The sequence below is a fragment of the Clavibacter zhangzhiyongii genome, assembly GCF_014775655.1.
GTDB lineage: Bacteria > Actinomycetota > Actinomycetes > Actinomycetales > Microbacteriaceae > Clavibacter > Clavibacter zhangzhiyongii.
Genome location: NZ_CP061274.1, coordinates 652413 through 673316, shown reverse-complemented (window position 1 = coordinate 673316; position 20904 = coordinate 652413). Strand labels below are relative to the sequence as shown.

Below are 20904 nucleotides of genomic sequence, written 5' to 3'. Positions count from 1 at the left end.
CCGGTGTGCGCCGCGCGCGCCGATGCTCGCGACGCCGCCGCGCGGCGCACCCGGGATGACGGCTACAGGTGGTCGTAGCCGCGGACGACGCGGTCGATCGCGATCTCCGCGACCTCGCGGGCGTCCTCGTCGGGCAGCGCGTCGAGGGCCCCGTCGATGTCCTCGCCGCCCATGCGGAGGACGGCGAGGCGCTCGAACTCCTCGACGGCCTCGGGGGTCGGCTGGTCGTCCGCGGGGGCAGCGCCGTCGGGCGCGGTCGTGGTGGTCGGCTCGTCGGCGTGGTCGGCGGGCTCGGCCTGGTCGGCGTGCTCCGCGTGGTCGTCGTGCTCGTGCATGGGGTCCCCTCCGGTCGTGCGTGGGCGGTGCGGATCACGCTCCGGCCCTGCCGCCAGGGTCCCACACCCGCGTGGCCGGGGGATCCAATGCCGACAGGCTGCCACATCCCCGCGCACCGTCGGAGGCGGGCACCCGCGGACGGGCCCGGACCGTCCCATGTCCCGGGGAGGACGGAGGGGCGCGGCGCTTGTAGGTTCGAGGAGCAGGCCGGACATCGTCCGGTCAACCCCCTTGACGAAGTGGCTCCCCTCACCGTGAACTCCGGCACCCTGCCCGCCTCTCCTCTCGACCCGACATCCCCGGCGCGCGTGCGGCTGGCGCCGACCGCGGTGCCGCTCCGCGAGGATCCGCCCGGGCCTGCGACGGCGCGCGCGCTGGCCGGGCTCGCCGCACCGCAGGCCGCGCCCGGCTGGCCGACGGAGCGCGCGCTGGCGCTCGGCCTCGCGCTGGGCGACGCCGGGGCGCTCCCCGGCGGCGGCCGCACGGCCGACCTCTGGGAGGCGCTGGCGACGCTCGCCGCGGCCGACCTGGGTCTCGCCCGCACGGTCGAGCCGCACCTCGACGCGATCGCGATCCTCGCGCAGGAGCGCGCGGCCGGCGGCGCGGACGCCGACGGCGCTGCCGCCGGTACCGGTGCCGGGACCGGGACCTGGGGCGTGTTCGCGGCGGAGGGCGGCGGGGATCCGCTGACGGCCGTCCCCGACCCCACGACGCCCGACGGCGTGCGGCTCTCGGGCACGAAGCCGTGGTGCTCGCTCGCCGGGTCGCTGACGCACGCGCTCATCACCGCGGCCGGATCCGACGGCACACGCGGGCTGTTCGCCGTGGACCTCCGTCACCCGGGCATCGAGGTCGTGCCGGGCGCCTGGGTCGCGCGCGGGCTGACCGAGGTCCCGAGCGGACCCCTGCGCCTGCGGGACGTGCCGGCGCGGCGGGTGGGAGAGCCCGGCTGGTACCTCGAGCGCGCGGGCTTCCACTGGGGCGGGATCGGCGTGGCGGCCTGCTGGTACGGCGGCGCCGTCGGGCTCGCGCGCACGCTGCTCGCCGCGGCGTCCCGCGCGGGGGCCGACCGCCTCGTCCTCATGCACCTCGGCGCCGTGGACGCGGCGCTCGACGGCGCGCGCGCCTCCCTCGCGGAGGCGGCGGCCCTCGTCGACCGCGGACGCGCCGAGGGCGAGGAGGGACGTCTGCTCGCCAAGCGCGTGCGCGCCGTCGTCGCGCGGGCCGTGGAGGAGACGCTCACGCACGTCGCCCACGCGCTCGGGCCCGCGCCGCTCGCGCAGGACGCCGAGCACGCGAAGCGCGTCGCCGACCTCGAGCTGTACGTGCGGCAGCACCACGCCGAGCGCGACGACGCGTCGCTCGGCGGGGCGCTCGCGGATGCCAGGCGCCGGGCGGCGGAGGCCGCGAGCGCGGCGGCGGTCGCACCGGCAGCGGCAGCGGCGGCGGCGGCCGTCACCGCTCCGGCCGGGTCCCCGGCGCGCGCCGTCGCCTTCGACGCGCGCGAGCCCGGGGTCGACGCGGACGCCTGGCCCGCGGATCCGCGCTGGGACGCGCTCCCCGCCCCCGACCTCGCCGGGATGACCGCTCTCCTCGTCATCTCCGCGCACGCCGACGACGAGTCGATCGGCGCCGCCGGCCTCATGGCGACGGCGGCCGCGCTCGGCGTCCCCGTGACCCTCGGGATCGTCACGGACGGCGCCGCCTCGCACCCCGGGTCCCCCACGCGCACGCCGGCCGAGCTCGTCGCGCTCCGCCGGGACGAGGCCCGCGCGGCGCTCGACGCCGTCGCCCCGGACGCCCGGCTCGTGCTCCTCGGCCACCCCGACGGCGGCATCCGCGAGCGGCGCGACGCCGTGCGGGACGACCTGGCCGCGCTCCTCGCCGACGCCGTGCCCGGCACGTGGGTCGCCGCGCCCTGGCGCGGCGACGGCCACCGGGACCACCGCGTCACCGGCGAGGTCGTCGCCGAGCTGGTGCGCGCGATGCCCGCCGAGCGCGGGATCCGGCTGGTCGAGTACCCCGTGTGGATGTGGCACTGGGCCGCCCCCGGCGATCCGCGCGTGCCGTGGGCCGAGCTGCGCGCCCTGCCGTTGGATCCGGCGATGCGGGCCGCCAAGTCCTCCGCCGTGCGGGCCCACGCCAGCCAGGTGGTCGCGCTGTCGGACGCGCCCGAGGACCGGGCCGTGCTGCAGCCCGGCTTCCTGCAGCACGCCGACCGCGACCGGGAGGTCCTGATCATGGCGGACGCCGGCCCGGTCCCGCCCGCGGTCGACGCCACCGCGGCCCCCACCGCCGCCGAGCGCTTCGACGCGGCGTACGCCCGCGCCGAGGACCCGTGGCGCGTCACGACCCGGTGGTACGAGCGCCGCAAGCGCCTCGCGACCCTCGCCGCCCTGCCGGACGAGCGCTACGGCCGGGCGCTCGAGATCGGCTGCTCCATCGGCGTGACGACCGCGGGCCTCGCCGAGCGCGTCGACGCGCTGCTCGCGGTCGACGTCGCGCCCACCGCCGTCGAGCGGGCCGGCGCCCGGCTCGCGGACCTGCCGCACGTGCACGTCGAGGTCCGCGACGTCGGCGACGACTGGCCCGACGGGTCCTTCGACCTCGTCGTGATGAGCGAGGTCGGCTACTACCTCGACGACGCCGCCTTCGACCGGGTCATCGCCGCCCTGCCCGGCGCGCTCGGCGCCGCCGGCACGCTCGTCGCGTGCCACTGGCGGCACCCCGAGGGCGACTTCCGGCGGACGGGCGACGAGGTGCACGCGCGCCTCGCCGCCGTGCCCGGGCTGCACCGCCTCATGCGGCACGAGGAGGACGACTTCGTGCTCGAGGTGCTGTCCGCGGATCCGCGCTCGGTCGCCGTGCGGACGGGGCTGCGGTGACGGGCGCGTCGGCCGCGGTCCGTCGCGCGGAGCAGCCGGAGCCGCGGATCCGCGCGGTCGCGATCGTCATCCCCGCGCGCGACGAGGAGGCGCTCGTCGGCCGCTGCATCGCGTCCGTCGGGGTCGCCGCGGAGCGCGCCCGGGCCGCGGGCGTCGAGGTGCGCGTGATCCTCGTCGCCGACGACTGCCGCGACCGCACCGCCGAGGTCGCGCGCGCCGCGGGCGTCGAGGTCATCGAGAGCGCCGCCGGCCGGGTCGGCGCGGCCCGCGCCCGAGGGGTGGACGCGGCGCTCGCGGGCTGGGACGGCGCCGAGGCCGAGCTGTGGATCGCGTGCACCGACGCCGACTCCGAGGTGCCGCCCGCGTGGATCACCAGCCAGCTGCAGCTCGCGGACGCCGGGACCGACGTCGTCGTCGGCACGGTGCGGCCCGAGCTCGCCGGCCTCAGCCCCGCGCAGGTCGCGGCGTGGCAGGCGACGCGCGTGCCCGGCGTCGCGAACGGACACGTGCACGGCGCCAACCTCGGCGTGCGGGCGGACGCGTACACGGCGGCCGGCGGCTTCCCCGCGGTGGTCGAGCACGAGGACGTCGACCTGGTCGCGCGGCTCCGGGAGGCCGGCGCGCGGATCACGGCGTCCGCCGCGGGCGAGGTGCTCACCTCGAGCCGCCGCGACGGCCGGACGCCCGGCGGCTACGCGGGCTACCTCCACGTCGCGCTGCTCGAGCGAGCGGCGGCGCGCGCGGGCTGCGACAGCCCCTGCGTCCCCGCGGGGTGACCGGACCGCCGCCCGTCAGCTCCGGGTCGCGCCCTCCCCCGCCATCCCGCGCGTCCCCGCCGCGGTCCCCTCCGTGATCGCCCGCACGACCTCCGCTGCCGTGCGGAGCTGCTCGGAGGTGAAGCCGTCGAGCGACCGGTCGACGTCGGCCCGCGCGCCCTGCAGGACGGCCGTCACCCGCGCCCGGGAGGCGGCGGTCGGCCGCAGCGTGACCACCCGCCGGTCGGCGCTCTCCCGGCTCCGCTCGAGGTGACCGCCGCCCTCGAGCCGGTTGATGAGCGCGGTCGTGGCGCCCGAGGTCAGGTGGAGCCGTTCCGACAGACGGGCCGGGGACAGCGCGCGGCCGGCGGTCTCCGCCCAGATGACCTCCGCGAGCGCCGTCGTGTCCGTCGTCGGCAGCCCGAGCGCCGCGGCGAGCTGCCGCACCGACTCGTCGAAAGCGGTCGTGTAGTCCCGGAGCCGCTCGAGCACATCGGAGCGATCTCCCGGGACGGCGATGGTGGGGGACATGTCGTGATCCTCTGAGTTCATCCGAATGCTTCACCGTGAAGCATCTACGCCATAGAGTCTACTCGGACGCGGGATCCCGGGTCCGCTGGACGACCGAGGAGATCACCGCATGGCCGACACCACCCACCACCGCCCGAGGGTCCTCGTGACGGGAGCCAGCATCGCCGGACCGGCGCTCGCCTGGGGCCTGCACCGCGAGGGCTTCGACGTGACCCTGCTCGAGCGCTCGGCCGAGCCGCGCCAGGCGGGGCAGAACATCGACGTGCGCGGTCTAGGCCGCGACGTCCTCCGGCGCATGGGGATCGAGGACGTCGTCATGGCGAACCTCACGGGCGAGGACGGCACGCGCTTCGTCGACGAGGAGGGCCGCGTCCTCGCCACGTTCCCGCGCGCGGAGGGCGAGGACGGGCCGACGGCGGAGGTGGAGATCCTGCGGGGCCGGTTCGCCGGGATCCTCGTCGACCTCGTGCGGGACGACGTCGAGCTCCGCTACGGCGACTTCGTGACGGGGGTCCGCCAGGATGCGACCGGGGTCGACGTGGAGCTCGCGAGCGGATCCCACGAGCGCTACGACCTCCTGCTCGTGGCCGAGGGCCGCAGCTCGCGCACGCGCCGGCTCGCCTTCGCCGAGGAGACCACGCTCCGCGACCACGGCGTGAGCATCGCCTACGGGACGATCGACCGGATCCCCGGCGACACCGGCTACTGGGACTTCCTCACCGGACGCGGCGCGCGGAACGCCACCATCCGACCCGACGACGAGGGCACGATCCGCGCGAGCCTGTCGTTCGAGTCGGAGCCGTCCGGCTTCGAGCAGCTGCCGTTCGACTCCCAGATGACCGTGCTCCGCGCGCGCTTCCGCGGCACGGGCTGGCAGGTCGAGCGGATCCTCGACGGCTTCCAGGCGCGCCCGGACGAGTTCTACACGCAGCGCATGGAGCAGGTGATCGTCTCGACGTGGTCGAAGGGACGCATCGCGCTCCTCGGCGACGCGGCCTGGGGATCCGGCCCCACGGGCATGGGCACGACCCTCTCGCTCGTCGCCGCCCACGTGCTGGCGGGCGAGCTGGGACGCGCGCTCGCCGATCCGGCCGACACCTTCGCGGCCGCCTTCGCGCGCTATGAGGCGCAGCTGCGGCGATACGCCGACAGCGCGCAGGGGCTCCCGCCGGGCGGGGCCCGCCTCAGCCACCCGTCGTCCGCGCTCGGGCAGCGGGCGATGCGCAGCGCCGTGCGGGTCGCGGCGTCCCGGCCCGTGCGCGGGCTCGCCGACCGGTTCCTCCTCACGAGCGCGCGCCACGTGCCGACGCTCGCCGCCTATCCGCGGCTGCGCGGCTGAGGGGCGGGGCCGGGCGCCACGACCGGAGCATCCGCGTCCCCCGGCGGACGTCCTGCTGTCCGCCGGGGGACGCACGGCCCGAGTCGTCAGCGCGACCCGACGGATCCCGCTCGCTGCAGCGTCGCCCAACGCCGGTGCGCGAGCACGTGCAGCACCAGCGAGACCACGGCCACGACCGCGAGGGCGCCCGCGAGGATCCACATGCCGGCGTCACCGCCGACCGCCGCGACCACCGCGCTGACCACCGCCAGGACCGCCAGCCCGACGCCCACCGCGAGGAGCCCGTTCGTCGGGCCCTCCTGCGGGGCGCCGACGGCACGCGCCGGGGCCCGCTCCCACGTCACGATGAAGAAGGTCGCGATGGGCCCGAGGAACAGCGAGACGAGGAACCAGGTCCACCTCGACCGGCCCTTCTGCTCCGCGAGGCCGGCGTTGACGAGCGCGAGGGCGAGCCAGCCCCAGGAGCCGATCCACTGCTGATCCATGGCCTCGACGCTAGGGCACGGGCACCCGCCCCGGCTATCTCCCCACCTGCTCCACTACCCTCGATCCATGCACAGAACCGCGCGGGAGCCCGCTCCCGACAGCCACAGTCCCGGCGCCCGGACGACCCCGGGCACGCCCCGCACCCTCCGCGCCACCCGCCTCCCGGCCGCCCGCCCCATCGCTGCCCGCACGTCCGGCACCCGCTCGTGAACGGCGACCTCCTCCTCAACATCGTCCTGGTCGTGGTCTTCGTCCTCGTCGGCGGCGTGTTCGCCGCCACGGAGATGGCGCTCGTCACGCTCCGCGAGGGCCAGCTCAACGCCCTCGCCGCCCGCGGCCGCCGCGGCGAGAAGGTCGCCGCCCTCGCCCGGAACCCCAACACCTTCCTCGCGGCGGTGCAGATCGGCGTGACCGTCGCCGGGTTCGCGTCAGCCGCCTACGGCGCCTCGTCCATCGCGCCGTCCGTCGTGCCGCTGCTGGAGTCATGGGGCCTCGAGTCCGGCTTCGCCTCCACGCTCGCCACGCTCCTGCTGACGCTGATGATCGCCTACCTCTCGCTCGTGCTCGGCGAGCTCGCGCCCAAGCGCCTCGCCATCCAGCGGAACGCCGGCTTCGCGTACGGCGTCGCGCCCGTGCTCAACGGCTTCGCGATCCTCATGCGGCCCGTCATCTGGCTGCTCTCCGTCTCGACCGACCTCGTCGTGCGCCTCCTCGGCGGCGACCCGCACAAGACCGGCGAGGAGATGAGCGAGGAGGAGCTCCGCGACATCGTCTCCAGCCACGAGGGCCTCCCGGACGACGAGCGCCGGATCCTCGACGACGTGCTCTCCCTCCGCCACCGCCAGCTCAGCGAGGTGATGAAGCCGCGGCCGGAGATCGCCGCGCTCGACGGCACCGGCACCGTCCGCGACGCCGGCATCGACGTGCAGGACCGGCCGTACTCGCGCTACCCGGTCATGGACAAGAGCATCGACGACGTCATCGGCTTCGTCCACGTGCGCGACCTGTACCAGGCCATCGCGGCGGACCCGGAGCGGCCCGTGTCCGAGATCCTCCGCCCGATCCCCTACCTCCCGGCGACCGCGCGCGTCCTTCCGACGCTCACGATGATGCGCGCCGAGGGCCACCAGATCGCCGTGATCGTGGACGAGTACGGCGGCACCGACGGCATCGTCACGCTCGAGGACCTCGTGGAGGAGGTCGTGGGCGAGATCTTCGACGAGTACGACACCGACACGGCCGCGCGCGACCTCGCGGAGGACGGCGGCACGATCGACGGCCGCCTCAACTTCCAGGACTTCGAGGAGGCGACGGGCGTCAAGCTCCCCGACTCGGCGTCGGATACCGTCGCGGGCTTCGTCATCGAGGAGCTCGGACGGCTCGCGCAGGTGGGCGACACGGTCGAGGTCGACGGCGTGACGCTCCAGGTGACGGCGCTCGACCGACGCCGGATCTCCGAGATCCTCGTCATCCCGCGGGAGGATGCGTCCGAGCAGGACGCCTCCGCCGGGGAGCGCGCGAGCGCGTAGCCGGCGGATCGGCGGGCGGCGCGTCAGGGCAGCGGGATCACCCGATCCGCGACCGTCCGCCCGCCGACCTCGGCGCGGCCGTCGTCGAGCAGCCGCGTCACCAGCTCGCTGCCGCGGCCCTGCGTGATGCGGAGGGCCCGGCCGAGGTGCGCGGTGACGCGGAGGGCGGCGGATCCCGTCGCCTCGTCCTCGGGCACGCCCAGCGCGGGAGCCGCCATGCGGGAGCGGATCTCCCCCGCGGCCTCGTCGACCCACGCCCACGCGTAGAGGTGGTCGGCGCCGGCGTCCGCGACGGCGGCTGGCAGGTCGAGCGCGGCGAGCTCCGCGACGGACGGCAGCTCGCGCCACGCGAACTCGGGGCCCCACGCCGGCTCCGCCGTGACGCGCACGACGTCGGCCGCGTGCACCACGGCCACGACCCCCGCGGGCACCCGCAGGTGGTCGACCGGCGCACCGCGCGACGCCAGCCACCAGGCCGCGCCGACGGTCGGGTGCCCGGCGAAGGGCAGCTCCCGCGCGGGCGTGAGGATGCGGATCGCGGCGCCCCGGGGATCCGCGTCCGGCGCGTCCACCGCGTCGACGAAGACCGTCTCGCTGAAGCCGAGCGCCCGCGCGATCTCGGGCTCACGCCCGTCGGTGCGCGACGACGCGAGCACGATGCCGAGCTCGTTGCCGTGCCGTCCGCGCGCGTCCGCGAAGACGCGCACGACGTGGACCTCGTCCGGCCGCACGCCGTCGACGGCCGCGGTCGGACGCGGCGTCACAGCTTCGCGTAGCGCGCTCGGGCGCCGCAGTACAGGCCGTACGCGATGAGGCCGAGGCCCGTGATCGCGAGCACGGCGACGCCCGCGGGCAGCGCCGCGAGCGCCTGGAGCGCACCGTCGAGGCCCGTCGCGCGGCTCGGATCGGCCGTCACGGCGCCGACGACGAACAGCACGCCGACCGCGACGAGCGCGACGCCCTTCGCGATGTACCCGGCGACGCCGAGCGCGGTGATCCCGCGGCCGAGCGACCCGGACGGCACCGAGATGTCCTCCTGGAAGCGCTTCGTCGCGCCCTTGAAGCCGAAGTAGGCGCCGACGGCGATCACGGCGAGGCCGAGCACCACGAGCAGGGCGACGCCGCCGGGCGCCGCGAGGAGCCGGGCGCTGAGCGACTGCGTCTGCTCGGAGGAGTCGCTGGATCCGCCGGTCGCGAAGCGCAGCGCCGTGAACGCGATCGCGAGGTACGCGACGGCCTTGCCGAGCTCCTTCGCGCGGGCCGCCCAGGTGCGCTTCGCGTCCTCGCCGCGCGCGAGCACGGTCTCCACGAGCTGCCAGAGGCCGAGCCCGAGGAGGCCGACCACGATCACCCAGAGCAGCACGCGGCCGCCGGGCGATCCCGCGATGGAGCCGAGCGCGCCGGACTGGTCCGCCTCGCCCCCGCCGCCGCCCGTGGCGAGGCGGAACGCGATGACGCCGATGAGGAGGTGCAGCAGGCCGTTGACCGCGTGGCCGAGGCGGGCCGCGACGGCGAAGCCGGGCTTGCGCTGGAGGCTCGACGCGGCGCCGGTGGCGCTCATCGGTCGGCCCGGGTGGCGGTGGCGGGCGTCGAGGCGCGGCCCGTGAGCAGCGAGGTGAGGCCGCGCACGCCGCGCTTCGCGGGCGGCGCGTGCGGGTGCGTCGGGGGTGACGGCTCCTTCTCCTCCTCGTCGGGCTCCATCACGATCTTCCAGGCGGTCCAGGCGACGGCCGTGAGCGGCACCGAGAGGATCGCGCCGACGATGCCGCCGAGGATCGTGCCGGCGGTCAGCGCCAGCAGCACGACCAGGCCGTGCAGCTTGAGCGCGTTGCCGAGCACGACCGGCTGCAGCAGGTTGCCCTCGAGCTGGTTCACCAGGATCACGATGCCGACGACCCAGAGTGCGGTGCCGAGGTCGTTGGTCACCAGCGCGACCAGCGCCGCGAGGATGCCGGCCACGGTGGCACCGACGATCGGCACGAACGCGCCGATGAAGACGACGAGCGCGAGCGGCAGCGCCAGCGGCACGCCGAGGAAGACGAGGCCGGCGCCGATGAACACGGTGTCGACGAGCGCGACCGTCGCGGTGCCGCGGATGTAGCCGCCGAGCACCTTGGCGCCCTCGTGGCCGACGCGCACGGCGCGCTTGCGGCCGCGGCCGCGGAACGGGCGGATGAGGAAGGCCCAGATGCGCGGCCCGTCCTTGACGAAGTAGAAGAACACGACGAGCCCGAGCACGGCGCCCGTGACGACCTCGGCCGCGGCGGAGACGCCCGCGATGGCGCCGGATCCGAACTGGCTGCTCGTGAGGAAGTCGACGGCGGACTGGCGGAACGAGTCGATCTGGGCCGTGTCGATGGGCAGGCCGCCCTCCTCGACGAAGGACTGCAGCCGGTCGACGCCCTCGCTGGTGGCCTTCACGAGGGTCGGCCACTGGCTCTGCACGCCGAAGACGACGAGCGTGATCGCGCCGCCGAACAGCACGAGGCCCGTGAGCAGGGCGATGGCGGCGGCGAGCGCGTCGGGCAGGCCGCGCCGCTCCATCCAGAGCACCATCGGGCGGACGGCGCACGCGAGGATCAGCGCGATGATCACCGGGATCACCACGAGCTTGAGCGAGATGGCGGCGTACACGATCGCGATGGCGACCACGAGGACCGCCAGGATCTGCACGCAGCGGATGGAGAGGCGGCCGAGCTTGTCCTGCCAGACGGACTGCGGGGTGGTCATGCGCTCAACCCTACGGGCGCGCGGGCCGCGCGACCGGGCCGCGGCCGGGCCCGGACACCCGCGGGGTCGACGGCTAGCCTCGACCCATGGGACCCCGCCTCACCGTCGTCCGCGAGGGCGCGCTCGACGTCGCCGCCCACACCTCCATCGCGTCGCTCCTCGCGCTCGCCTTCCCCGACTTCCGCGAGGGCTACGCGGGCGCGCGCAGCTGGGCGGGGGCGCAGCCCGAGCTGCGGGTCCTCGTGCACGACGGCGACGAGCTCGTGGCGCACGCGGGGATCCGGCGCATGTTCGTCCAGGCGGGCGACGGCGCGGGCGACCCGGCGGACGACCTGCTCGTGGGATCCACCGGCATGGTGGCCGTGCACCCCGAGCGGCAGGGGCAGGGCCTCGGCACGCTGCTCGCCGACGGGATCCGCGGCGCGCTCGCCCGCCTCGCCGTGCCGTTCGGCTTGCTCGAGACCGGCGCGGACACCACCGGCTACTACGTGCGGCACGGCTGGATCCCCCTCGACGGCCGCACCGGCCACTACAACGGCTTCACGCTCCGCGGCGCCGCGGAGGTCGTGCACCAGGACCACGGCTGGCTGATGCTCCCCGTCACCGCCCCCGCCGACGCGTTCCCCGCGGGCGACCTCCACGTGAACGGGCAGCTGGTGTGACCGTGCCCGACGCGGTGATCCACCGCCTCCGCGCCGACGACTGGCGCGAGTACCGCGCGCTCCGCCTCGAGATGCTCGAGGACACCCCGCTCGCCTACCTCGAGACGCTCGAGCAGGCGCTCACCCGGCCGGAGTCGGACTGGCGCGCCCGCACCGCGCGCGCGGAGCAGCCGGGCAGCACGGCCTACGTCGCCGTCGAGCGCGCGACCGGCCGCTGGCTCGGCGCGATGAACGCCTTCGTCGCCGCCGACCCGACCCGCGTGATGCTCGTGAGCGTCTACATCACGCCGTCCGCGAGGGGTCGCGGCGCGGGCGTCACCGACCTCCTCCTCGACGCGATCATCGCATGGGCCCGCGACCGCCCGAACGTCCGCGCCGTGCGGCTCGAGGTGCACGAGGACAACCCGCGCGCCCGCGCCTACTACGAGCGCCGCGGCTTCCGCCTCACGGGCCGCAGCGTCCCCTACGCGCTGGACCGCACGCAGAAGGACCTGGAGATGGAGCTGCCGCTCGGCTGACCGTCCGTCAGGACGGCCCGCCGCCGATCGGCGCCGCGAGCGCGCGACGGTACATCTCCGGATCGTGCCGCGCCGTCCGGGACACGACGAGCGTCGCCGGGTCGATGCGCTCGGCGTGGAACCCCGCGTAGGGCAGCTGCACGATGCTCTCGAGCCCGTGCCGCCAGGCGTCGGCGAGCGCCGTCACGCGGATGCGCTCGGGGTGCTCGGCGAGCGGCAGCCGGTGGTCGTCGCGGAGGGTGACGTGCCACGCGTCGAACGCCTCGCGATCGATGCCCCTCTCGTCGGAGAGGGCTCCGACGTGCTGTCCGTCGGCCGCGATGTCGCGGAGCAGGCGCATCGCCTCCTCCTCCGGCGCGCGCATCGCCTCGCGGAGCACCGCGAGGCGCGGCCAGACCCGCGCCCACTCGGTCCTCCATCGCTCCACGGCCTCCGCCTCATCGAGACCCGCGGGCCGTGCGGAGGACCCCACGTCGGGGATCGCATCGAGGGCGGGCACGTCGTCGATCGGCAGCCGCCACGCCTCCCGCACGAACAGGAGGGAGGTGAGATCGCGGGGCTCGTCCTCGATCCGCAGCACCATGTCGTGCGGCCACGGGTCGCCGGGGATCGGGTGGGTGCTGCGCATGCGGAGTCCTCCGGGTCGTCGTGGCGGGCCCCCGACGGTCCCACGGATCCCGCCCGGTCGACACGCCCTTGCGCGGCGGCTGGATCCCGTCCCGCACGCGACGACGCCCGCCCCCTCACCGAGGGGACGGGCGTCGTGTCGTTCGATCAGCGGATCATCGCCGCGGCTCAGCGGGCCGCGACACCGACCTCCTCGGCGTCGCGCGTCGGGCCGGGGGTGGCCTCCGCGACGGGCGCGGATCCGGCCAGCGGCGGCAGGCCGGCGGCGACGGCGGCGCCCAGCCACGCGTCGACGTTCGTCCAGTACTGGATGACGCGGGCGCGCAGCTCGGCCGTGGTGACCTTGCTCACGTGGCCGACGATGTTGCCGACGAGGCGCTCGCGCTGGGCGTCGTCCATCGACTCGTTGACGAGCATCCGGGCCTGGACGAAGTCGTCGTCCTCCGCGTGCAGCGTGGCGGCGGCGCGGACGAGCTCGCCGTCCTGCTCCCAGCCGGCGCTCTCCGCGGCGCGAGCCGGGTCGGCGTGCGCGCCGCCGTGCGAGTTGGGCGCGTAGACGGGCGTGCCGGCCGACTCGAAGTGGTAGCGCGCCGCGCCGTCCTTCGAGTAGCTGTGCACGGGCGACTTCGGCGCGTTCACCGGCAGCTGCGCGTGGTTGGTGCCCACGCGGTAGCGGTGCGCGTCGGCGTAGCTGAAGATGCGCGCGAGGAGCATCTTGTCGGGGCTGGTCTGGATCCCGGGCACGAAGTTCGAGGGCGCGAACGCGGCCTGCTCGATCTGCGCGAAGTAGTTCTCCGGGTTCCGGTTCAGGGTCATGGTGCCGACCTCGATGCGCGGGTAGTCCTTCTGCGACCAGACCTTGGTGAGGTCGAACGGGTTGAACCGGTACGACTTCGCCTCCTCGTAGGGCATGATCTGCACCTCGAGCTTCCACTCCGGGTGGTCGCCGCGGTCGATGGCCTCGGTGAGGTCGCGGATGTGGAAGTCGGCGTCCTCGCCCGCGATCTGGTCGGCCTGCTCCTGCTTGAGGATCTCGATGCCCTGCTGCGTCTTGAAGTGGTACTTCACCCAGAAGCGCTCGCCGGCCGCGTTGATCCACTGGTAGGTGTGCGAGCCGAAGCCGTCCATGTGGCGCCACGAGCTCGGGAGGCCGCGGTCGCCCATGAGCCAGGTGACCTGATGGGCCGACTCGGGCGAGAGGGTCCAGAAGTCCCACTGCATGTCGTGGTCGCGCAGGTGCGAGCCCGGCAGGCGCTTCTGCGAGCGGATGAAGTCGGGGAACTTGATGCCGTCGCGGATGAAGAAGACGGGGGTGTTGTTGCCCACGAGGTCGTAGTTGCCCTCGTCCGTGTAGAACTTCAGCGCGAATCCGCGGGGGTCGCGCCACGTGTCGGGGCTGCCCTGCTCGCCGGCGACGGTGGAGAAGCGCGCGAGCATCTCGACCTCGGCGCCGGGCTGGAAGAGGGAGGCGCGGGTGTACGCGCTGACGTCGCCCGTGACGCGGAAGGTGCCGAACGCGCCGCCGCCCTTGGCGTGCACGACGCGCTCCGGGACGCGCTCGCGGTTAAACTGCGCGAGCTTCTCGACGAGGTAGTGGTCGTGGAGGGGGATGGCGCCGTCGGGGCCGACGGAGAGCGAGTGCTCGTCGCTGGCGACCGGTGCGCCGGAGTCGGTGGTCGTGTACTTCTGGTCGGTCATGTGTTTCTCCTGTCAGCGGTGGAACGGGGAGGTGCTGGCTCGGGTCGTCCGGCCGTGGGGAGGCGGCCGGTGGCGACGGTCAGGTCGCGACGGTGGCACCGGGATCCGCGGCTGCGGTCCGGCAGGCGGGGCACAGGCCCCAGTACGTCACCTCGGCGCTCGCCACCAGGAAGCCCGCCGAGTCGGACGGCATGAGGCAGGGGGACTCCCCCACCGCGCAGTCCACGTCGACGATCGTCCGGCAGGACGTGCACACGAGGTGATGGTGATTGTCACCCGTCCGGCGCTCGTAGCGCGCGGATGATCCCGCGGGCTCGATGCGCCGCACGAGCCCCGCGGCCGCGAGCGCGCCGAGCACGCCGTAGACCGCCTGGATGCTCGTGCCGGGCAGCTCGCCCTTCACCGCGCGGAGCACCTCGTCGGCGTCCGAGTGCGGCTGGGCGTCGACCGCCTCGAGGACGGCCACGCGCGGTCGGGTCACCCGGAGGCCGGCCCCGCGGAGCGCGGCGCGCAGGGCGTCGGCGTCGAGGGGCGGCGCGTGGTGGTGCGCGTGGTCGTGGGACATGCGGAGGAGTCAAGCACACTTCCCTTGAGCGATTCAAAAGAAGCGCACCGGCGGCGCGTCGACAGGGCGGGACGTGCCTAGGCTCGACGGGCGGCCCATCCGGCCGCGGGAGATCGGAGCACCGCATGAAGCACATCCACACCGGCACGGGCCTCGACGTCGGCCGCATCGGCCTCGGCTGCATGGGCATGAGCGCGTTCTACGACGGCCACGGCCAGGACGAGGCGGAGTCGATCCGCACCCTGCACCGCGCCGTCGACCAGGGCGTCACGCTCTTCGACACGGCCGAGGCGTACGGGCCGTTCACCAACGAGCGCCTGGTCGGATCCGCGCTCGCCGGCCGCCGCGACGACGTCGTGATCGCCACCAAGTTCGGGCTGCTGAAGCACGCGCCGGGCAAGGACGCCGAGGACTACGAGCGCGGCATGGACAGCTCGCCCACGAGCATCCGCATCGCCGTCGAGGCCTCGCTGCAGCGCCTCGGGACCGACCGCATCGACGTGCTGTACCAGCACCGCGTCGACCCGGCCGTGCCCATCGAGGAGAGCGTCGGCGCCATGAAGGAGCTCGTCGAGGAGGGCAAGGTCCTGCACCTCGGGCTCTCCGAGGCCGGGCCCGACACCATCCGCCGCGCGCACGCCGTGCACCCCATCGCGGTGCTGCAGAGCGAGTACTCCATCTGGACGCGCGACCCCGAGGCCGGCGTGCTCGAGGTGCTGCGCGAGCTCGGCATCGGGCTGGTGGCGTACTCGCCGCTCGGCCGCGGCTTCCTCACCGGCGCCATCTCGAGCGCCGCCGACCTCTCCGAGTCCGACTACCGCTCCTCGTCGCCGCGCTTCGCGGAGGAGGCGTTCGCGCAGAACATGCGCATCGTCGACGCCGTGAAGGACGTCGCGGGCGAGCTCGACGCGACGCCCGCCCAGGTCGCGCTCGCGTGGATCCTCGCCCAGGGCGACGACATCGCCGTGATCCCGGGCACCAAGCGCGTCGCGCGCCTCGACGAGAACGTGGCCGCGGACGCCGTGTCGCTCAGCGCCGACCAGCTCGCGCGCCTCTCGTCGCTGCCCACCCCGGTCGGCGACCGCTACGAGGACATGACGCCCCTCGGGCGCTGATCCGTCCGACGCCCGCGCGGGCCCGGTCGCCTCGGCGGCCGGGCCCGCGTCGCGTCCGGCGACGAGCGGATGCGACCTGCGGATGACGCGCTCCTGCAGTCCCATGAGTATCGTATTTCGATGCATCGACTTCCGATGCACGGAGGAGGGACGGCCATGGCCAGGGTGACGAGGATCGGCGTGAAGGCGCTGGTGGCGCTGCTCGTGGCGCTCGGCGTCGCGGTGGAGGCGCTCATAGTGGCGGCCGCGACCGGGCCGCTCCGCGAGAGCCAGGCCGACCTCGACGGGCTGGTCGTGCCCGTGGCCGCGTGGGTGATCGCCGTCACGCTGTGCGCGCAGGCCGTGCTCGTCATCATCTGGCGGCTGACCTCGATGACCGCGTCCGACGCCATCTTCGACCGGCGCGCGTTCGCGCTCGTCCGGGCCATGGTCGCGCTGGGCGCCGTCGCGACGGCCCTCGCCGTCCTCGCCTTCGCCGGGCTCGCGGTCGCGGGCATCACGCCGCCGGCCGTCATGGTCGCCCTGGTCGGGATCGCCGCCCTGTGCGCGGCGTTCTGCCTCGTGCTCGTGACGATGCTCGGCCTGCTGCGTCGCGCCGCCGCGTCGCACGCCGAGCTGGCGGAGGTCGTCTGATGCCGATCGAGGTCGACCTCGACGCGCACCTCGCCGCGCGCGGCATGACGGTCGCCGAGCTGGCCGCGGCCATCGGCATCACGCCGGCCAACGTCTTCGTGCTGAAGAACGGCCGCGCGAAGGCCGTGCGCTTCTCCACCCTCGAGGCGATCTGCCGGGTGCTCGACTGCCAGCCGGGCGACGTGCTGTCGTACCGGGACGACGCGACGCCGCCGGGCTAGGCGCGGATCAGACCGCCTGCTCGAGCCCGCGGCGGCGGTTGGCGAGCACGGGCAGGGTGCCGCGCGCGGCCTCGACGGCCGACGGGTCGATGTCGACCACGAGGAGCTCCTCCTCGCCGCCGAGCCGGTGCAGCACCTCGCCGAGCGGGGAGACGACGGCGCTCCGGCCGATGCCGGTGGGCGCGCCGCTCGCGGGGTCGTGGCCGCGGGATCCCGCCGGCAGCGTCGCGGGGTCGCCCTGGCCCACCGCGACCACGAAGGTCGTGGAGTCGAGCGCGCGGGCCCGGAGCAGGAGGTCCCACTGGTCGGCCTTGCCGGGGCCGGCGCCCCAGCTCGCGCAGACGACGCTCAGGGCCGCGCCGCGGTCGGCGCCCGCGAGGAAGAGGGCGGGGAAGCGCACGTCGTAGCAGGTGGCGAGGGAGGCGCGGGTGCCGCCGACCTCGATCACGGCGACCTGGTCGCCGGGGTCGACGGCGTCGGACTCGCGGAAGCCGAACGCGTCGAACAGGTGGATCTTGTCGTACGAGGAGGCGCCCTCGGCCGGAGCAGCGGCCGGTCGCGCGACGAGGAGCGTGTTGCGCACGCGGCCGTCGGCGCCCGGCGTGAACATGCCCGCCACGATCACGACCCCGAGCCGGTCGGCGACCGCCCGCACGCCGGAGGCCCACGGCCCGTCGAGCGGCTCGGCGATCTCCGGCAGCGGGTTCCCGAACGCGCGCTGGGCCGCCTCCGGGAAGACCACGAGCTCGGCGCCCTGCCGCGCCGCGTCCTCGGCGAACCGCTCGATCCGTGCCAGGTTGTCCGCGGGATCCGCCGAGCTGATGATCTGTGCGAGCGCGATCTTCATGGTCCTCCTCGTGATGTATACATAGCGTATGCGAGAACGGGCGGGCGATCCAGGCACGCCGGCGAGCGCCCTCTCGGGCCGCGCGCGGGCCTACGACTTCCTGCACGCGCACGTCCTCACCGACCCGGACCAGCAGGGCGCGTTCCTCAACGAGCAGGAGCTGGCCGAGCGCATCGGCGTCTCCCGCACCCCCGTCCGCGAGGCCCTGCTGCTGCTCGCCGCCGACGACCTGGTGGAGATGATCCCGAAGCGCGGCGCGCGGATCCCCGTCATCACCGGCCGCGAGATCGCGGAGCTGATGGAGCTGCGCGGTGTCCTCGAGCGGCACGCCGCCACGAGCGCCGTGGAGCACGACCGCACGCCGCTCGACGCGATGCGCGAGGTGCTGGAGAAGCAGCGCGCGATGGTGGCGACGCCGCCGCGCGAGAGCGGTCGGGAGTTCATCGAGCACGACCGCCGCTTCCACCAGCTACTGGTCGACGCGGCGGGCAGCGAGCTCATGAGCCGCACCTACGCGAAGCTCCGCGCCCGGCAGATCCTCGTGGGCGTCGAGGCGCTCTACCGCGCGGTGGACCGGCAGGACCGGGTCTGCGAGGAGCACGCCGGCATCGTCGACGCGCTGGCGGCGGGCGACGCCGAGGGGGCCCGCGACGCGATCGACCGGCACCTCGCCGTCACGCTCGACGTGCTGCTGCGCGCCTGACGCGCCGCGCCTGCCCGTGCCCGCGCTCCGGCGCCGCCCGCACGCGACGGCGCCCGGACCCCTGGTCGGGGATCCGGGCGCCGCCGGGTGACGGGGAGCGTCAGACGCGCGGTGCCGCCACGCCCTCGGCGCCGAGGCGCACGTACTCCTCGTCCTCCTCCACGTTCGAGTCGCGGCCCATCGCGAGGCCCACGAGCGTGAGCACGACCGCGGCCGTGAGGTACAGCGCGATGCCGACCCAGCTGCCGGTCTCCTCGTAGATGATCGTGAACATCAGCGGCGCGATGGCCCCGCCGATGACGCCGGCGATCGTGTACGCGAGCGAGGCGCCCGTGTAGCGGAGCCGCGGCGAGAACTGCTCGATGATGTACGCCGCCTGCGGCCCGTACATGAAGGAGTGGAAGAAGAGGCCGAGCACGATGCCCACGCCGAGCACGAAGGTCGACGAGCCGTCGGTGATCACGAAGAACACGTACGCCCAGACGGCCGCGCCCACTGCGGCGGCTGCATAGAGCGCCCGGCGGTTGATCCGGTCGCTCACGGCGCCCGCGAGCGGGATCGTGAACAGCTGCACGGCGGATCCGACGAGCACCGCGACGAGCACCTGGCTGCGCTCGAAGCCGAGCGAGTTGACGCCGTACGTCAGCGTGAAGACGGTGAAGAGCGCGTAGAGGACGTCGGGTCCGACGCGGGAGAGGATCGCCGCGACGAGCGGGCGGCCCTGCGTGCGGAACACCTCGGAGATGGGCGCGCTCGGGCGGTCGCCGCGCTCCTGCAGCGCCTTGAACACGGGGGTGTCCTCGAGCTTGAGGCGGATCCAGAGGCCGAACGCCACGAGCAGCGCGGAGAGGAGGAAGGCGACGCGCCAGCCCCAGTCGAGGAAGTCGTCCTCGGTGAGCAGCACGGTCAGCAGCGCGAGCGCGCCGTTGGCGAGCAGGTTGCCCGCGGGCGGGCCGACCTGCGCGGCCGACGACCAGAACCCGCGCTTGCGTGGATCCCCGAACTCGCTGGAGAGCAGCACCGCGCCGCCCCACTCGCCGCCGACGCCCACGCCCTGCGCGAAGCGGAGGAGCACGAGGATGATCGGCGCCGCGAGCCCGATGGTGGCGTAGCCCGGCAGGACGCCGATGAGGAAGGTCGCGATGCCGATGAGCAGCAGCGTGAGCACGAGGACGGGCTTCCGGCCGATCTTGTCGCCGAGCCGCCCGAAGACGAACCCGCCGATGGGGCGCGAGACGTAGCCGACCGCGTAGGTGGAGAACGCGAGGATCGTCGCCGTGTACGGGTCGGACGCGGGGAAGAAGACGACGGGGAACACGACGGCGCTGGCGGCGGAGTAGACGGCGAAGTCGTACCACTCGAGCGAGGTGCCGGTGAGGCTCGCGGTGAAGGCCTTCACGAGGTCGCGCCTCGACGGCTTCTCGGTCGTGGCGGGTGCGCCGGATGCGGGCGCGGGCGTCGCCCTGACGGCGGAGGGGTCGTCGGCCATGGGAGCTCCTGGGTGGGTCATCCGGGCGGCGGATCCGGGGGGTCGGATCCCGCCGGGCGTCCGGTCGGTGTGCTGTATACAGTAGGCATACCAAGGCCCCGGCACCACGGCCGGGCGGCTCGGACCGCATTTCTTCACACGTTCGAAACACCACCGGAGGATCGATGACCACCCTGCGCTTCCAGCTGCCCGACGGATCCACCACGAGCGTCGAGGTCGTGAGCCTCCTCAACGCCGGCTACGCGGGCCGCGACCAGGCCGAGGTCCAAGCGCACATCGCCGAGCTCGCCGAGCTCGGCGTCCCCGGCCCCGACGTCACGCCCGCCCTCTACCCGGTCGCGCCCTACCTCGCGTCCCAGGCGGAGACCGTGTTCGCGCAGCACGGCCGCACCTCGGGCGAGGCCGAGTGGGCGCTCGTGATCACCGAGGACGACGTGCTCCTCACCGTCGCGTGCGACCACACCGACCGCGCGCTCGAGGTGCACGGCGTCGCGTGGAGCAAGAACGCGGGGCCGGACGTGCTCGGTCGGAAGGCGTGGCGCCTGGCCGACGTGCGCGACCGCCTCGATGCGATCCGCCTCCGCGGCTGGGTCGGCGAGGAGGGCGCCGAGGAGCTCATCCAGGACTCCACCCTCGGCGCGCTCCTCACGCCCGACCACTGGCTCGAGGTGCTCGAGCAGCGCGGCCTCCGCGTCCCCGGCACGGTGCTGATCTCGGGCACGGTCGCGATGGTCCCGGGCGTCGACCAGTTCGCGTCGCGCTGGCGCGTGCAGCTCGAGGACCCGGCGACCGGCGAGACCATCGACGCCGCCTACCGCGTGGAGCTGCTGCCCGAGGCGATCGGCTGATCCCCGCGCCGTGCGCCCCGCCGACCCGCCCGGCGGGGCGCGGCCGTCGGGTACGCTGAGCGCATCCACCCGCCTCCAGGAAGCCGGAGATCCATCGTGCCCACGATCGTCGTCGAAGTGATGCCCAAGGCCGAGCTGCTCGACCCCCAGGGGAAGGCCGTGGCCGGCGCCCTGTCCCGCCTCGGCAAGGACCGCTTCACCGGCGTCCGCATCGGCAAGCGCTTCGAGCTCACCGTCGAGGGCGAGGTGGACGACGCGCTGCTCGCCGACGTCCAGTCGCTCGCCGCCGACATGCTCTCCAACTCCGTCATCGAGGACGTCATCAGCGTCCACGTCGCCGGGCTCGACGGGTTCGGCCTCTCCGCCGAGGCCGACATGGCCACCGGC

The 20904-nt window shown here is 74.8% G+C and carries 23 protein-coding genes and 1 pseudogene; 13 read left to right on the top strand and 11 right to left on the bottom strand.

Features of this window, described 5'->3' with window-relative positions:
• Positions 1–62 precede the first annotated feature (62 nt).
• Positions 63–335, bottom strand: coding sequence for a hypothetical protein (locus H9X71_RS03410; protein ID WP_191148331.1), 273 nt, complete (start codon positions 333–335; stop codon positions 63–65).
• A 240-nt stretch (positions 336–575) separates the two neighbouring features.
• Between H9X71_RS03410 and H9X71_RS03405 the strand changes: the two genes are divergently transcribed.
• Positions 576–3221, top strand: a complete 2646-nt coding sequence (locus H9X71_RS03405; RefSeq protein WP_244961752.1) for a PIG-L family deacetylase — start codon at positions 576–578, stop codon at positions 3219–3221.
• Positions 3218–3997, top strand: coding sequence for a glycosyltransferase family 2 protein (locus H9X71_RS03400; RefSeq protein ID WP_191148329.1), 780 nt, complete (start codon positions 3218–3220; stop codon positions 3995–3997). Before H9X71_RS03405 ends, H9X71_RS03400 begins: the two co-directional genes overlap by 4 nt.
• Positions 3998–4012: 15 nt before the next feature.
• Here the strand turns inward: H9X71_RS03400 and H9X71_RS03395 are convergent, their stop codons facing one another.
• The gene (locus H9X71_RS03395; RefSeq protein WP_191148328.1) at positions 4013–4507 is read right to left on the bottom strand and encodes a MarR family winged helix-turn-helix transcriptional regulator; all 495 of its coding nucleotides are present in this window, start codon (positions 4505–4507) and stop codon (positions 4013–4015) included.
• Positions 4508–4616: 109 nt separating this feature from the next.
• Between H9X71_RS03395 and H9X71_RS03390 the strand changes: the two genes are divergently transcribed.
• A complete protein-coding gene (locus H9X71_RS03390; protein ID WP_191148327.1) occupies positions 4617–5846 on the top strand; it encodes an FAD-dependent monooxygenase in 1230 nt (409 codons plus the stop codon).
• A gap of 86 nt (positions 5847–5932) precedes the next feature.
• Here the strand turns inward: H9X71_RS03390 and H9X71_RS03385 are convergent, their stop codons facing one another.
• Positions 5933–6331 carry a hypothetical protein gene (locus H9X71_RS03385; protein WP_191148326.1) on the bottom strand — a complete coding sequence of 133 codons (399 nt, stop codon included), beginning with the start codon at positions 6329–6331 and terminating at the stop codon, positions 5933–5935.
• Positions 6332–6398: 67 nt separating this feature from the next.
• Here H9X71_RS03385 and H9X71_RS03380 point away from each other — a divergent pair, with 67 nt between their 5' ends.
• Both H9X71_RS03380 and H9X71_RS03375 read left to right on the top strand, forming a co-directional pair.
• Positions 6399–6542, top strand: coding sequence for a hypothetical protein (locus H9X71_RS03380; RefSeq protein ID WP_191148325.1), 144 nt, complete (start codon positions 6399–6401; stop codon positions 6540–6542).
• The gene (locus tag H9X71_RS03375) at positions 6539–7861 is read left to right on the top strand and encodes a hemolysin family protein (protein WP_191148324.1); all 1323 of its coding nucleotides are present in this window, start codon (positions 6539–6541) and stop codon (positions 7859–7861) included. Before H9X71_RS03380 ends, H9X71_RS03375 begins: the two co-directional genes overlap by 4 nt.
• A gap of 23 nt (positions 7862–7884) precedes the next feature.
• Here the strand turns inward: H9X71_RS03375 and H9X71_RS03370 are convergent, their stop codons facing one another.
• From H9X71_RS03370 to H9X71_RS03360, 3 genes are read right to left on the bottom strand one after another with little or no spacing between them, the layout of a single operon-like run.
• The gene (locus tag H9X71_RS03370; protein ID WP_244961751.1) at positions 7885–8625 is read right to left on the bottom strand and encodes a PhzF family phenazine biosynthesis protein; all 741 of its coding nucleotides are present in this window, start codon (positions 8623–8625) and stop codon (positions 7885–7887) included.
• Complete coding sequence (locus H9X71_RS03365) at positions 8622–9422, bottom strand: DUF1206 domain-containing protein (RefSeq protein ID WP_191148323.1); 801 nt, start codon at positions 9420–9422, stop codon at positions 8622–8624. Before H9X71_RS03365 ends, H9X71_RS03370 begins: the two co-directional genes overlap by 4 nt.
• The gene (locus H9X71_RS03360) at positions 9419–10591 is read right to left on the bottom strand and encodes an AI-2E family transporter (protein WP_191148322.1); all 1173 of its coding nucleotides are present in this window, start codon (positions 10589–10591) and stop codon (positions 9419–9421) included. The genes H9X71_RS03365 and H9X71_RS03360 overlap by 4 nt, the downstream gene beginning before the upstream one ends.
• Positions 10592–10677: 86 nt before the next feature.
• Between H9X71_RS03360 and H9X71_RS03355 the strand changes: the two genes are divergently transcribed.
• Together H9X71_RS03355 and H9X71_RS03350 are read left to right on the top strand one after the other, a co-directional pair.
• Complete coding sequence (locus H9X71_RS03355) at positions 10678–11253, top strand: GNAT family N-acetyltransferase (RefSeq protein WP_191148321.1); 576 nt, start codon at positions 10678–10680, stop codon at positions 11251–11253.
• A 2-nt stretch (positions 11254–11255) separates the two neighbouring features.
• Positions 11256–11771: a GNAT family N-acetyltransferase gene (locus H9X71_RS03350; RefSeq protein ID WP_425321407.1), complete on the top strand. Its 516-nt coding sequence runs from the start codon at positions 11256–11258 to the stop codon at positions 11769–11771.
• 7 nt (positions 11772–11778) lie between these two features.
• Here H9X71_RS03350 and H9X71_RS03345 read toward each other — a convergent pair whose 3' ends face one another.
• From H9X71_RS03345 to H9X71_RS03335, 3 genes are all read right to left on the bottom strand, one after another.
• Positions 11779–12399 (bottom strand): hypothetical protein, encoded by a 621-nt coding sequence (locus tag H9X71_RS03345; RefSeq protein ID WP_191148320.1) that lies wholly within the window; start codon positions 12397–12399, stop codon positions 11779–11781.
• A gap of 167 nt (positions 12400–12566) precedes the next feature.
• Positions 12567–14096 carry a catalase gene (locus H9X71_RS03340; RefSeq protein WP_191148319.1) on the bottom strand — a complete coding sequence of 510 codons (1530 nt, stop codon included), beginning with the start codon at positions 14094–14096 and terminating at the stop codon, positions 12567–12569.
• Between the two features lie 79 nt (positions 14097–14175).
• The gene (locus tag H9X71_RS03335; RefSeq protein ID WP_244961750.1) at positions 14176–14661 is read right to left on the bottom strand and encodes a Fur family transcriptional regulator; all 486 of its coding nucleotides are present in this window, start codon (positions 14659–14661) and stop codon (positions 14176–14178) included.
• 125 nt (positions 14662–14786) lie between these two features.
• On the opposite strand from H9X71_RS03335, the gene H9X71_RS03330 reads away from it, so the two are divergent.
• From H9X71_RS03330 to H9X71_RS03320, 3 genes are all read left to right on the top strand, one after another.
• Positions 14787–15776, top strand: a complete 990-nt coding sequence (locus H9X71_RS03330; RefSeq protein ID WP_191148318.1) for an aldo/keto reductase — start codon at positions 14787–14789, stop codon at positions 15774–15776.
• 156 nt (positions 15777–15932) lie between these two features.
• The gene (locus H9X71_RS03325) at positions 15933–16409 is read left to right on the top strand and encodes a DUF2975 domain-containing protein (protein ID WP_191148317.1); all 477 of its coding nucleotides are present in this window, start codon (positions 15933–15935) and stop codon (positions 16407–16409) included.
• The gene (locus tag H9X71_RS03320) at positions 16409–16630 is read left to right on the top strand and encodes a helix-turn-helix domain-containing protein (RefSeq protein WP_191148316.1); all 222 of its coding nucleotides are present in this window, start codon (positions 16409–16411) and stop codon (positions 16628–16630) included. Before H9X71_RS03325 ends, H9X71_RS03320 begins: the two co-directional genes overlap by 1 nt.
• A gap of 7 nt (positions 16631–16637) precedes the next feature.
• Here the strand turns inward: H9X71_RS03320 and H9X71_RS03315 are convergent, their stop codons facing one another.
• Positions 16638–17477, bottom strand: coding sequence for a carbon-nitrogen hydrolase family protein (locus tag H9X71_RS03315; protein WP_191148315.1), 840 nt, complete (start codon positions 17475–17477; stop codon positions 16638–16640).
• A 28-nt stretch (positions 17478–17505) separates the two neighbouring features.
• Between H9X71_RS03315 and H9X71_RS03310 the strand changes: the two genes are divergently transcribed.
• Positions 17506–18180: a GntR family transcriptional regulator gene (locus H9X71_RS03310; protein WP_191148314.1), complete on the top strand. Its 675-nt coding sequence runs from the start codon at positions 17506–17508 to the stop codon at positions 18178–18180.
• Positions 18181–18280: 100 nt separating this feature from the next.
• Here H9X71_RS03310 and H9X71_RS03305 read toward each other — a convergent pair whose 3' ends face one another.
• Positions 18281–19669, bottom strand: a complete 1389-nt coding sequence (locus tag H9X71_RS03305; protein WP_191148313.1) for an MFS transporter — start codon at positions 19667–19669, stop codon at positions 18281–18283.
• 164 nt (positions 19670–19833) lie between these two features.
• Here H9X71_RS03305 and H9X71_RS03300 point away from each other — a divergent pair, with 164 nt between their 5' ends.
• Positions 19834–20517: a DUF2848 domain-containing protein gene (locus H9X71_RS03300; protein ID WP_191148312.1), complete on the top strand. Its 684-nt coding sequence runs from the start codon at positions 19834–19836 to the stop codon at positions 20515–20517.
• A gap of 96 nt (positions 20518–20613) precedes the next feature.
• A pseudogene (gene purS, locus H9X71_RS15060) lies at positions 20614–20853 on the top strand (phosphoribosylformylglycinamidine synthase subunit PurS); the annotation flags it as partial.
• Positions 20854–20904 lie beyond the last annotated feature (51 nt).